Below are 11,614 nucleotides of genomic sequence, written 5' to 3' on the forward strand. Positions count from 1 at the left end.
GGTCGCGCCGGGCGCGATCCGCCACGACCCGGACGAAGGGCCCGGAGACCACGCTAATGGTGACCCAGGTCACTTCGGGATGGGTCGGACGGTCAATTCCGTCGCGACATACGGCGGTTGCCCCTCAGGCGTCGTCGAGCCCGGCCTCGATGGCGTAGCGCACGAGCTCCACCCGGTTGTGCAACTGGAGCTTGCCCAGGGTGTTCTGGACGTGGTTCTGCACGGTGCGGTGGGAGATGACCAGGCGCTCGGCGATCTGCTTGTACGAGAGTCCCTTGGCGACCAGCCGCAGGACCTCCGTCTCGCGGTCGGTGAGCTGCGGGACCTTCGGCCGGTCGGGGGCGGCGGGGGCCGGGTCGGAGGCGAGCCGGCGGTATTCGCCGAGGACCAGTCCGGCGAGGCCCGGCGTGAAGACCGGGTCGCCGGCGGCGGTGGCGCGCACGGCGTCGGTCAGCTCCTGGGTGCTGGCCGACTTGAGCAGGTAGCCGGTGGCGCCCGACTTCACGGCCTCCAGGACATCGGCGTGCTCCCCACTGGCGGAGAGCACCAGGACGCGCAGCCCGGGGTGGGAGCCGACGAGCTCCTTGCAGACCTGGACGCCGGGCATCCCCGGCAGATTCAGGTCGAGCACCAGGACGTCGGGCCCGGCGGCCCTGGCCCGGCGCACGGCCCCCGGGCCGTCGCCGGCGGTCGCCACCACGTCGAAACCGGACTCGGCCAGATCGCGTGCCACGGCGTCGCGCCACATCGGATGGTCGTCGACGACCATCACCTTGATGGCCCGCTCCTCGGACGCCTGCGTGTTCGGTGTACTCATCGGACCGATCCTGCCTTCCCCCGTGAAACCTTCGGAACCTTCAACTCGACCTCGGTGCCCTGGCCGGGCACGGAGATCAGCTCTGCTGTGCCGCCCAGGTCGCGCAGCCGCCCGCGGATCGACAGGGCGACGCCGAGCCGGCCCTCCCCCTCCGCCTGGTCGAGCCTGCCCTCCGGGATGCCCGGGCCGTCGTCCCGGACCGTGACGATCACCGCGTCCGGCTCGTCCTCGACGAGGATCCACGCCTGGGCGTCGGGCCCCGCGTGGACCCGGACGTTGTCCAGCGCGGCGCTCACCGCGGCGGCGAGCTCACGCGCCGCGTCCGCCGGGAGAAGCACCGGGGCGCCGGGCTCCGCGAAGGTGACCCTGGAGCCCGCGTGCGGAGCGAGCAGGACGCGCAGGTCGGACTCGGCGCTCTCCGTCTCGTCGGTGTCGTCCACCGCGCGGACCACGGCACCCTCGGCACTGTCCTCGGAGACCCGGGTCGTGGGGACCAGGCCGCTGGAGACGAGGGTCCGCAGGGCGACCTCCTGGTCCCCGGCCATCCGGCCGAGCTCCGCGGCCTCTCCGCCCAGGGCCGTGCCGCGTCGCTGGACCATGGCCAGGACCTGGAGGACGCTGTCGTGGATGTCGCGGGCGAGCCGCTCCCGCTCCCGGGTCGCGGCCTCGATCTCCAGGGCACGGGCCAGGGTGCGCTCACTGGCGCGGGCCACCTCGACGACGTAACCGATGGCGATGGAGGCGACCCACACCAGCAGGACGTTGTGGAAGGTGTCCTCGCTGGGTTCACCCCGCTCGACGATGTTCGCGGCGGCGACGAGGGTGGAGGCGAAGGCCGCCCAGCGCCAGCCGCCCTTGAGCGCGAAGGCGAGGACCGAGCCGGCGGTCCAGATCGACGGAAGCGTCGGGCCGTCCATGTGCTGGGCGTCGAAGTCGGCCAGCGGAGTCAGAAGGATGCCGGTCAGGGCGACCGTGAGGTCCAGGCCGAGGAACCGCTTCGTGCAGCTCGCCGCGTTGGCCACCCTGGGAAGGGTGACGAGCGTCCAGATCGCGAGGAACGCCAGGAAGGCGACTGCGACCCAGGGGCGCTCCCACTTGTCACGGCCGAAGCCGGCGAGGAGCGCCGCGTAGACCAGTGTCAGCACGCGGTACGCGGTCAGCGCACGCCACAGCGGCTGCTCGACCGACATCCGTACGACCCGTTCACGCCTGGCCATGTCCCCCGTGTCCCCTCCCCCGACCTCTCCCCCTGCATGCTGCCCGCTCCGGGCGGCCCGCGACGCTCCTACGCGCCGGGCCGTTCCGTGCCCTTCTTCTTCGCGTCCTCGGCGATCTGCCGCTTGGCCGCGGTCGCGTAGACGTCCACGTACTCCTGGCCGGAGAGCTTCATGATCTCGTACATGACCTCGTCGGTCACCGAGCGCAGGATGAACCGGTCGCCGTCCATGCCCTGGTAGCGCGTGAAGTCCAGCGGCTTGCCGATGCGGATGCCCGGCCGCATGAGCTTGGGCATCACCTGGCCGGGCGGCTGGATCTTCTCCGTGTCGATCATCGCTACGGGGATGACGGGCGCACCGGTGGCGAGGGCCACCCGGGCGAGACCTCCGGGCTTGCCCCGGTAGAGCCGTCCGTCGGGCGACCGGGTGCCCTCCGGGTAGATACCGAAGAGCCCGCCGCTCTCGATCACCTGGATGCCCGCCCTGATGGCCGATTCCCCGGCGCCGCGGCCGCCGGAGCGGTCCACCGGGAGCTGTCCCACGCCCTTGAAGAACGCGGCGGTGAGCTTGCCCTTCACCCCCGGCGCGGTGAAGTACTCCGCCTTGGCGATGAAGGTCACCTTGCGGTCGAGGACGGCCGGCAGGAAGAAGGAGTCGGAGAACGACAGATGGTTGCTCGCGAGGATCGCCGGCCCGTGTGCGGGGATGTTCTCCAGGCCCTCCACCCACGGCCTGAAAGCGAGCTTCAGAGACCCGCCGATGGAGAACTTCATTGCGCCGTAGATCAACTCGGGTGCCTCCTGTGTGCCGTCGATGAGACCTTAACCCGTGGGGCCGCGGCCTTCCCCGCCCGCTCGGGGCGGTATCCCTCACAGCTGCCCCCGCAGGTGGCGGCTGCTCGGACGGTGACGGCCCTGGTCGGTGTCGGTCCGGTCGCGTACGGTGAAGTAATCCTTTTGCACACCCCCCGCACCCCCGCCCCGCTTCATGAACAGGAGACCCTGGTGCCGGTCCTCCATGGAGCCGAGCCGTTCCGCCACGAGGGCGGAGAGGTCGGCGTCCTCCTCTGTCACGGATTCACGGGTTCGCCTCAGTCGCTGCGCCCCTGGGCCGGCTATCTGGCGGAGCGGGGACTGACCGTGTCCCTCCCGCTGCTGCCCGGGCACGGCACGCGCTGGGAGGACATGGCGGTCACAGGCTGGCAGGACTGGTACGCGGAGGTGGACCGGGAGCTGCGTGCGCTGAGGGCGCGGTGCGAGCAGGTCTTCGTCTTCGGCCTCTCCATGGGCGGGGCCCTGGCGCTGCGCCTCGCCGCGAAGCACGGGGACGAGATCGCGGGCCTGGTGCTGGTGAATCCGGCGAACAAGGTGCACGGCCTGTCGGCGTACGCCCTGCCGGTGGCAAGGCATGTGGTGCGGACGACGAAGGGGCTGACCAGCGACATCGCCCTGGAGGGTGCCGAGGAGGTCGGCTACGACCGGGTGCCGCTGCACGCCGCGCACTCCGTGCGGGCGTTCTTCCGGCTGGTCGACGCCGATCTGCCCCAGGTCACCCAGCCGATCGTGCTGCTGCACAGTCCGCAGGACCATGTCGTGCCGCCGGCCGACTCGGCGCGGATCCTCAGCCGGGTCTCGTCCAGGGACGTCGAGGAGATCCTCCTGGAACAGAGCTACCACGTGGCGACGTTGGACCACGATGCGGAGCGGATCTTCGACGAGAGCTACCGGTTCATCGACCGCCTCGCACCCAACGCTGGCAAGAAGGGGAGCACGTCCGGTGGCTGAGCACGACGCGGAGCGCGCGGGCAGTGACGAGGAGCGCGAACCGCGCCCCACGGAGGGGACGGCCGTCCCCGAGGGTACGGAGGGGGCGCGGCCGCTCGACGAGGCCGCGGCCTGGGAGGCGATCGTCGCGGGTTACGGCGAGGAGCCGCCGGACCCGCCGGGCGCCAAGCCCTTCAAGTCGATCGAGGATCTGGTGCTGCTGGAGGACGACCAGCTCAACGTCCTGGACCCCTCTGCGGAGTCCGGCGCGGGCGACGACGCGGACAAGGGCGGGAAGACACCCGGCGGACCGCCGGTGAAGAAGCCGCTCGGCGGTTCGGTCGTCTTCGCCCCCGGGGTCGCGGGCCCGCGCGACTACGGCCTGGAGGAGCCCAAGGACGGCGACACCGACGATCCGGACGACAGCGAGGAGGGACACTTCGTCCCGCCCGAGCCGCCGCCGCTTCCAGAGGCCGATGTGACGGCGAAGTTCGCGTGGCTCGCGGTCGTCGGCGGCCCGGTGCTGATGCTGATCGCGGTGCTGATGCAGTGGGAGATGACGTGGTGGCTGACCACCCTCTCCATCGGCGGCTTCCTGGGCGGCTTCGCCACCCTGGTGGCGCGCATGCCCCACGACGACGAAGAGGACGACGATCCGGGGCGCGGCGCGGTCGTCTGACCGGGGTGCCTGCGCCTTCACGGCCCGGGCTCATCCCCCCGCGGGCACCCTGAGGGCGGCCAGCACGGGCAGGTGGTCCGTGGCCGCCCGCAGGTCCGCGTCGTTTACGCCGGGCAGGTCCGCGGGAACACCGCAGCCGAGCACCTCGATGCCGTCGGTCGCGAACACCGCGTCGATCCGCTTGCGCGGTGAGCCGGGCGGGAAGGTGAGCTCGCCGCCCCACGGCCGCACGGCCCGGCAGTCCTGAAGCCGCCCGGCCAGCCGCCGGAAGGCGCTCCCCTGCGGTCCGTCGTTGAGGTCACCGGCCACGACGGCGTGCGGGACGCCCATGGCGTCGACCCGGTCCAGCAGCATCCCCGCCTGCGCCTGCCGTTCCTCGCGCTGCAGGCTGAGGTGGCAGCTCACGACGCCGAGCCGCGCTCCGGCGATCCGTACCACCGCCGTGGCCAGCCCCCTCCGGTGCAGCCCCGGTGTGCGCGGCAGCAGGATGTCCTCGGTGCGTTCCACGGTGGCGCGCAGGGAGCAGAGCAGCAGGGGTCCGGCCGCCGTGGCCCCGCCGCTGAGGACGACCAGGTCCGTCATGGCCGCGAGCCGGGCCGCCGCCTTGCGCCAGCGGAAGAAGCGGGGGGCCTCCTGGACGCACACCAGGTCGGGTGCGCAGGCACGGATGACGCGGGCCAGCGCCTCGGTGTCGTCGCGCAGTGAGCGGACGTTGTAGCTGAGCACCCGGATGACGGCTGAACCGTCCGGCTCGGTACGGGAGTCGGGCAGTGGCATCGGCATCGTGACCATGGGAGGCACGATACGACGGACGCCCGCCGCTCCCCGGAGGGCGCGACGGGCGTCGGACACGCTGTGGTGAGGTCAGCCCTGGCGTGCCAGGTCCGCCGCGCCCACCAGGCCTGCCTTGCCGCCCAGTTGGGCCGCGAGGACCTGCGCGTGCGGGCGCCACTCGCCGCCGATCAGCCAGCGCCGGAACGACTTGCGGATCGGGTCGAGGACCAGCTCGCCCTCGTCCGAGACGCCGCCGCCGACGATGAAGGCCGACGGGTCGAAGAGCGAGGCGAGGTCGGCCAGACCGGCTCCGGCCCAGCGGGCCAGCTCACGGAAGGAGTCGACGGCCACCGGGCAGCCCTGCCGGGCGGCCTGGCTGATGTGCTTGCCCTCGATGCCCTCCACGGAGCCGTCGCCCAGACCCAGCAGGATCTGGGCGTTCTCCGGGGTGGCGTTGGCGCGCTGCTTCGCGTACCGCACGAGCGCGCGCCCGGAGGCGTACTGCTCCCAGCAGCCCTGGCTGCCGCAGCCGCAGAGCAGTCCGTCCGGGACGACCCGGATGTGACCGAATTCCGCCGCCACGCCGAAGCGGCCGCGGCGCAGCTTGTTGCCGATGATGATGCCGCCGCCCAGGCCGGTGCCGAGCGTGATGCAGATGACGTCCTCGTGCCCCTGGCCGGCGCCGAAGCGGTATTCGCCCCAGGCCGCCGCGTTGGCGTCGTTCTCGACGACGACGGGCAGGCCGACGCGCTGCTCGACCTTGTCCTTGAGCGGCTCGTGGCGCCAGTTGATGTTCGGGGCGAACAGCACGGTGGCACGCTTGTCGTCGACGTATCCGGCCGCGCCGATGCCTACCGCCTCGACGTCGTGTCCCTCGCTCGCTCCGGCCACGGCGGCGCTGATCGCGTCCACGATGCCTTCGGCCGTCGGCGGGGTCGATACCTTGAACGTCGAGAGGATCCGGCCCTCTTCGTCGACCACTCCAGCCGCGATCTTCGTGCCGCCGATATCGACGCCGATGGTGAGTCCCATGAATCCCTCAGTTTCGGTCGAGCCCCGCTACGGCCAACCGTACCCGAGCCGGGGACGGGTATTTCCTGCCCAGGGTCAGTCCAGGTCGATGTGTTCGCTGCCGCCGGTGCCCTCGTCACGCGGGTCCGAGGGGTCCTCGGCCGCCTTCTTCCCGGGCCCGGGGGTGTTTCCGGTGCCGCCCGAGGCGCCTCCGGCACCTTCGGTGCCCTTGGTCCAGCGGCCCTCCTGGCCCTCGACCGCGGAGCGGTAGGCGGCCAGGAGTTCGTTCCCCGCGGCGGCGAGATGGTCGAAGAGTTCCGGATTGCGCTCGATGACGGGCTCGACCGCGGACTTGGCCTGCCGGATCACCTGCTGGACGGTGCCCTGGGTGGCCATGCCGAGCAGCGGCGACTGCAGCGAGGAGACCTTGTCGGCCACCGCGTCGATCAGTTTGCGCAGCTCTTCGGCGGCGGAACCCGGCTGTTGTCCGTACTGTGCCCGCCGGCGGGCCTTCTCCGCTTCGAGGTCCTCGGCGCAGGCCTCCGCCCACGCGTCGTCGTCGACGGGACGATCGGTGGCTTCACTCATGGCGGACTCCTGCGACGCGGTTGCCTGCGTGGCCGTGCGAGCCACGTACTACCGACGTTACCCGAACGGTGGTACGCCGTTCATTGTGTCCGGGGCCAGAGCCCGGGGTCAGGCGTGAACCGGACACGCAGGACGCCGTCGGTCAGCGCGGCTCCGGAGACGGTGCAGCGGCGCAGCGCGGACTCCAGGCGCACGATCCGGTGGAAGGGCCCTGCGGTGAGGAGCAGTTCGTCGCCGCGGCGGACCAGCTTGAGGTCCTCCTTGACCGCCCCGGGCAGCGGCAGGCACCAGGCGATGACGCCGTCGCCGGCGTCCTCGGTCCACCAGGGGTCCCCGGCGTGTCCCGGCGCCCGGTCGTCCGGTGCACAGGTCCCGGCGAGCAGGGCGAGGTCCTCGACGGTGCGCGGCTCGCGGCCGAGGTGGGCGGTCTCGCGTACGGAGGCCCCGGGCGCCCATTCCTGGTGCCAGTGGTCCAGGCACTTCTCCTGCCGGGCGGCGAGATCGGCGAACCAGGGGTCGGCGGAGTGGCGGGGCAGGACCCGGGATGCCACGACGGAGTCGACGCGCAGTCCGTGCAGGGCGAGTCCGGTACGGGCGGAGCTCAGCGCCTCGCCGGCGGCCTGCCCGGGCTCGGCGACGAGCCGCACGGTGGTCGCGTTGTCCTCGATCAGTGCCTCGACGGCGGCCAGTTCGGCGTCCTTGCGGGCGGCGGCCTCGTACAGCCACCGGGCGGGCATGGGGACACCGGCGAGCTGGGCCAGCACCGGGCGCAGGGCGCGTGCGGCCTGGCGTTCCCGGGGCAGGAGGCGGCGCAGATAACGGCGCAGCTGCCCGGGCAGCGCGAGCAGGGCGAGTGCGTCGGTGAGCGGGGGCAGGTCGACGACGAGGACCTCGTAGCCGTCCCTCGCCCAGTCGCCCTCGGCGGCCCGGCGCAGGGTGTGCAGGACGGCGAGCTGTGCGCTGCCCGGCAGTTCGGTGAGCTCTTCGCCGTCGAGGCGGTTGGCGCCGAGCAGGTCGAGCACCCCGGACGCCCGGTCCTGGAGTTCGAGGAGCTCACCGCGGAAGTGCGCGGCGGAGTCGATGCGGGCGCAGGCCAGCCGCTCGGTGACCTCTGCGGCATCGGTGCCCGCGGGGAAGGCGGGTACGGCGTCGGCGGAGACCAGGAGGGTGCGGCGGCCGCTGCGGGCCGAGGCGAGCGCGGTCGCCGCGGCGACGGTGGTACGGCCTGCGCCGCCGGGACCGGTGACGAGGACCGTACGCACGTGATCAGGCCTTCGGGACGGACTCGACGCGCTTCTTCAGCCCGGCGAGGGCGCGGTCGATGATGACCTTCTCGGCCTTGCGCTTGATCATGCCGAGCAGCGGGATCTTGACGTCGACGGCGAGCCGGTAGGTGACCTGGGTGCGGTCGCCGTCGCCCAGGGGTGCCAGCGCGTAGCTGCCGTCGAGGGCGCGCAGCATCTGGGACTTGACGAGGGTCCAGCCGACCTCGTACTCGCTGTTCCAGGTGTAGGCGAGGACGTGGTCGTCCTTGATCGCTCCGGCGTCCAGGACGAGGCGGACCTGTTCGGCACGGCCCTGGTCGTCGGTGGCCAGGATCTCGGCCTCCTTCACCTCGCCGGTCCATTCCGGATAGCGGGCGAAGTCGGCGATCACTCCCATGACGTCGGCCGGTGCCGCCTCGATCGTGATGCTCGAGCTGGTGTGTTCAGCCATCGCCGTGGCCCTCCAGTGCGGTGTACCGGTCGCGTTCGGCAGAGGCCTGCCGTGTGCAGGCTATCGCGTACCGGCGGCCCTCCCGCCCGCGCCCCGGCCCGCGGCCGGTACCCGTGTCGCTCACCACTCCAGGGCCCAGGGGCGGCCGCTCGACGCGAAGTGGCCGACGTTGACGCACTCGGTGACGCCGATCCGCATCCGGCGGACCAGCGGCTGGTGGACATGGCCGAAAAGCGCGTAGCGCGGGCGGGTCCGGTGGATGGCGTCCAGGAGTGCGCGGCTGCCGCGCTCGAAGCGCCGCGCCACGGTGTCGTAGGTCAGCTCCGGGACGTCCGGCGGGATGTGCGAGCACAGGACGTCCACCGGCCCGAGCGCCTCGACCTTGGCCGCGTACTCCTCGTCGCTGATCTCGTACGGGGTGTTCATGGGGGTCTTGAGGCCGCCTCCGACGAACCCGAAGACCCGGCCTCCGATCTCGACGCGTTCGCCGTCCAGCACGGTGGTACCGGAATGGGCGTACTCGGGCCAGAGCGCGGGCACGTCGACGTTGCCGTACGTGGCGTATGTCGGGGTGGGCATGACCGCGAACATCTCGGCGTACTGCTTGCGTACCGCGGACAGGATCGCCGCGTTGCGGTCCCGGCCGGCCCACAGCTCGCGGCCGAAGGCGCGGGCCTCGTCGAAGCGGCGCGCGGTGCGCAGCTCGACGATGCGGTCGGCGTTGGCGACGCCGAACAGGTCGGGGAAGATGCCGCGCGAATGGTCGGCGTAGTCGAGGAAGAGGACCAGGTCCCCCAGGCAGATCAGCGCGTCCGCGCCGTCCCCCGCGCGGGCCAGCGCCTCCGTGTTGCCGTGCACGTCACTGACCACGTGCACGCGTGTCCGTCGGGTGGGGGTTGTGTGCTGATTGTGAGGTGCGCCGGCTCGCATGGAGATCACCCTAGGTCTCCGCCCGCTGCTCTGGGTAGAGGCCGCCGGACCTGCGATTACTTCCGGATCGGGACACCAGTGGACTAATGTGCGCCGAAGGACCACCGATATGTGTGATGCATAAGACATCTGGCCGGAACCCCCTTTCCGGAACCGAGTACCGGTGGGTAACGTCCCGCCAGTCCAGTCGTGCTCACCCCACTGAGCATCTGCCAGTCTTGGACCGATCCGGTGCGTCGCACAGAGCCGTGGAACCGGAGCCCGATGAGGAGCAGCAGTCTTGCGCGAGTTCAGCCTTCCGGCCCTGTACGAGGTCCCTACGGACGGCAACCTGACGGATCTCATCCGCCGCAACGCCGCTCAGCATCCCGATGTCGCGGTGATGAGCCGGAAGGTTGCCGGCGTCTGGACGGACGTCACGGCGACCCAGTTCCTCGCTGAGGTCAGAGACACCGCCAGAGGCCTGATCGCGGCGGGTATCCAGCCCGGCGACAGGATCGCCCTCATGTCCCGCACCCGCTTCGAGTGGGTCCTGCTGGACTTCGCCATCTGGAGCGCCGGCGCCGTCACCGTGCCGGTGTACGAGACCAGCTCCCCCGAGCAGGTCCAGTGGATACTCGGCGACTCGGGCGCGGTCGCGGTCGTCGTGGAGAGCGACGCCCACGCGGAGTCCGTCACCACCGTGCGGGACCGGCTCCCCGGCCTTCAGCACGTCTGGCAGATCGACCGGGGCGCCGTCGGCGAGCTCGTGGCCACAGGTGCGGAAGTCTCCGACGAGACGCTGGACCTGCGCATGGTGAGCGCCAAGGCCGACGACCCGGCGACGATCGTCTACACCTCGGGCACCACCGGCCGCCCCAAGGGCTGTGTGCTGACGCACCGCAGCTTCTTCGCGGAGTGCGGCAACATCGTGGAGCGGCTCAAGCCCCTCTTCCGTACCGGCGAGTGTTCCGTCCTGCTCTTCCTTCCCGCGGCTCACGTCTTCGGCCGACTGGTCGAGGTCGCCTCTGTGATGGCCCCGATCAAGCTCGGCTGCGTGCCGGACATCAAGAACCTCACCGATGAGCTGGCCTCCTTCCGGCCGACGCTGATCCTCGGCGTGCCGCGGGTCTTCGAGAAGGTCTACAACTCGGCGCGGGCCAAGGCCCAGGCCGACGGCAAGGGCAAGATCTTCGACCGGGCCGCCGACACGGCGATCGCGTACAGCCGTGCGCTGGGCACGCCGGAAGGCCCCTCGGTGGGCCTGAGGGTCAAGCACAAGGTCTTCGACAAGCTGGTGTTCAGCAAGCTGCGCGCCGTGCTCGGCGGCCGCGGCGAGTACGCGATCTCCGGCGGCGCACCGCTGGGCGAGCGGCTCGGCCACTTCTTCCGCGGCATCGGCTTCACGGTGCTGGAGGGCTACGGCCTCACCGAGTCCTGCGCCGCCACGGCCTTCAACCCGTGGGACCGGCAGAAGATCGGTACGGTCGGCCAGCCGCTGCCGGGCTCGGTCGTACGGATCGCCGACGACGGCGAGGTGCTGCTGCACGGCGAGCACCTGTTCACCGGCTACTGGAAGAACGAGGCGGCGACGGCCGAGGCGCTGGCCGACGGCTGGTTCCACACGGGGGACATCGGCACACTCGACGAGGACGGCTATCTCGCGATCACCGGCCGCAAGAAGGAGATCATCGTCACGGCGGGCGGCAAGAACGTCGCCCCGGCGGTGATCGAGGACCGGATCCGCGCGCACGCCCTGGTCGCCGAGTGCATGGTGGTCGGCGACGGACGGCCGTTCGTCGGCGCGCTCCTCACCCTCGACGAGGAGTTCCTCTCCCGCTGGGCCGAGGAGAACGGCAAGCCGGCCGGATCGACGGCGGTCTCGCTGCGTGAGGACCCCGAGCTGCTGGCCGAGGTGCAGCGGGCGGTGGACGACGGCAACGCGGCGGTGTCCAAGGCGGAGTCGGTACGCAAGTTCCGCATCCTGGGAGCGCAGTTCACCGAGGAGGCGGGCCACATCACGCCGTCGCTGAAGCTGAAGCGCAACGTCGTGGCGAAGGACTTCGCGGACGAGGTCGAGTCCATCTACCGCGGCTGATCCCGGGCACACGTACGAGGAGGGGCCCCGCACCCCGACCGG

General features: G+C 71.5%; 12 protein-coding genes. 3 read left to right on the forward strand and 9 right to left on the reverse strand.

Annotation, left to right across the window (positions count from 1 at the left end):
• Positions 1–124: 124 nt before the first annotated feature.
• From ACFWFI_RS34080 to ACFWFI_RS34090, 3 genes are all read right to left on the reverse strand, one after another.
• Positions 125–817 carry a response regulator gene (locus tag ACFWFI_RS34080; RefSeq protein ID WP_387397973.1) on the reverse strand — a complete coding sequence of 231 codons (693 nt, stop codon included), beginning with the start codon at positions 815–817 and terminating at the stop codon, positions 125–127.
• Entirely contained in the window at positions 814–2,034 is a 1,221-nt protein-coding gene (gene macS, locus ACFWFI_RS34085) for a MacS family sensor histidine kinase (RefSeq protein ID WP_387397977.1), read from the reverse strand. Before macS ends, ACFWFI_RS34080 begins: the two co-directional genes overlap by 4 nt.
• A 68-nt stretch (positions 2,035–2,102) precedes the next feature.
• Positions 2,103–2,822: a lysophospholipid acyltransferase family protein gene (locus ACFWFI_RS34090; protein ID WP_387397979.1), complete on the reverse strand. Its 720-nt coding sequence runs from the start codon at positions 2,820–2,822 to the stop codon at positions 2,103–2,105.
• A gap of 216 nt (positions 2,823–3,038) precedes the next feature.
• Here ACFWFI_RS34090 and ACFWFI_RS34095 point away from each other — a divergent pair, with 216 nt between their 5' ends.
• Positions 3,039–3,818, forward strand: coding sequence for an alpha/beta hydrolase (locus ACFWFI_RS34095; protein WP_387397981.1), 780 nt, complete (start codon positions 3,039–3,041; stop codon positions 3,816–3,818).
• A complete protein-coding gene (locus ACFWFI_RS34100) occupies positions 3,811–4,476 on the forward strand; it encodes a hypothetical protein (protein ID WP_387397984.1) in 666 nt (221 codons plus the stop codon). Before ACFWFI_RS34095 ends, ACFWFI_RS34100 begins: the two co-directional genes overlap by 8 nt.
• A gap of 30 nt (positions 4,477–4,506) precedes the next feature.
• On the opposite strand, the gene ACFWFI_RS34105 is transcribed toward ACFWFI_RS34100, so the two are convergent.
• The 6 genes from ACFWFI_RS34105 to ACFWFI_RS34130 form a co-directional block, all read right to left on the reverse strand.
• Positions 4,507–5,268 (reverse strand): endonuclease/exonuclease/phosphatase family protein, encoded by a 762-nt coding sequence (locus ACFWFI_RS34105; RefSeq protein ID WP_387397987.1) that lies wholly within the window; start codon positions 5,266–5,268, stop codon positions 4,507–4,509.
• A 72-nt stretch (positions 5,269–5,340) separates the two neighbouring features.
• Positions 5,341–6,282, reverse strand: coding sequence for an ROK family glucokinase (locus ACFWFI_RS34110; RefSeq protein WP_387397988.1), 942 nt, complete (start codon positions 6,280–6,282; stop codon positions 5,341–5,343).
• 75 nt (positions 6,283–6,357) lie between these two features.
• Complete coding sequence (locus ACFWFI_RS34115) at positions 6,358–6,849, reverse strand: DUF5304 domain-containing protein (RefSeq protein ID WP_387397991.1); 492 nt, start codon at positions 6,847–6,849, stop codon at positions 6,358–6,360.
• A gap of 80 nt (positions 6,850–6,929) precedes the next feature.
• Positions 6,930–8,111: an ArsA family ATPase gene (locus tag ACFWFI_RS34120; RefSeq protein WP_387397993.1), complete on the reverse strand. Its 1,182-nt coding sequence runs from the start codon at positions 8,109–8,111 to the stop codon at positions 6,930–6,932.
• A 4-nt stretch (positions 8,112–8,115) separates the two neighbouring features.
• Entirely contained in the window at positions 8,116–8,565 is a 450-nt protein-coding gene (locus tag ACFWFI_RS34125) for an SRPBCC family protein (protein ID WP_387397995.1), read from the reverse strand.
• A gap of 120 nt (positions 8,566–8,685) precedes the next feature.
• Positions 8,686–9,495 carry a metallophosphoesterase family protein gene (locus ACFWFI_RS34130; protein WP_387397997.1) on the reverse strand — a complete coding sequence of 270 codons (810 nt, stop codon included), beginning with the start codon at positions 9,493–9,495 and terminating at the stop codon, positions 8,686–8,688.
• Between the two features lie 280 nt (positions 9,496–9,775).
• Here ACFWFI_RS34130 and ACFWFI_RS34135 point away from each other — a divergent pair, with 280 nt between their 5' ends.
• Positions 9,776–11,572 (forward strand): AMP-dependent synthetase/ligase, encoded by a 1,797-nt coding sequence (locus tag ACFWFI_RS34135; protein ID WP_387397999.1) that lies wholly within the window; start codon positions 9,776–9,778, stop codon positions 11,570–11,572.
• The last annotated feature ends 42 nt before the right edge of the window (positions 11,573–11,614 follow it).

The organism is Streptomyces sp. NPDC060209 (genome assembly GCF_042728155.1).
Taxonomy (GTDB): Bacteria; Actinomycetota; Actinomycetes; order Streptomycetales; family Streptomycetaceae; genus Streptomyces.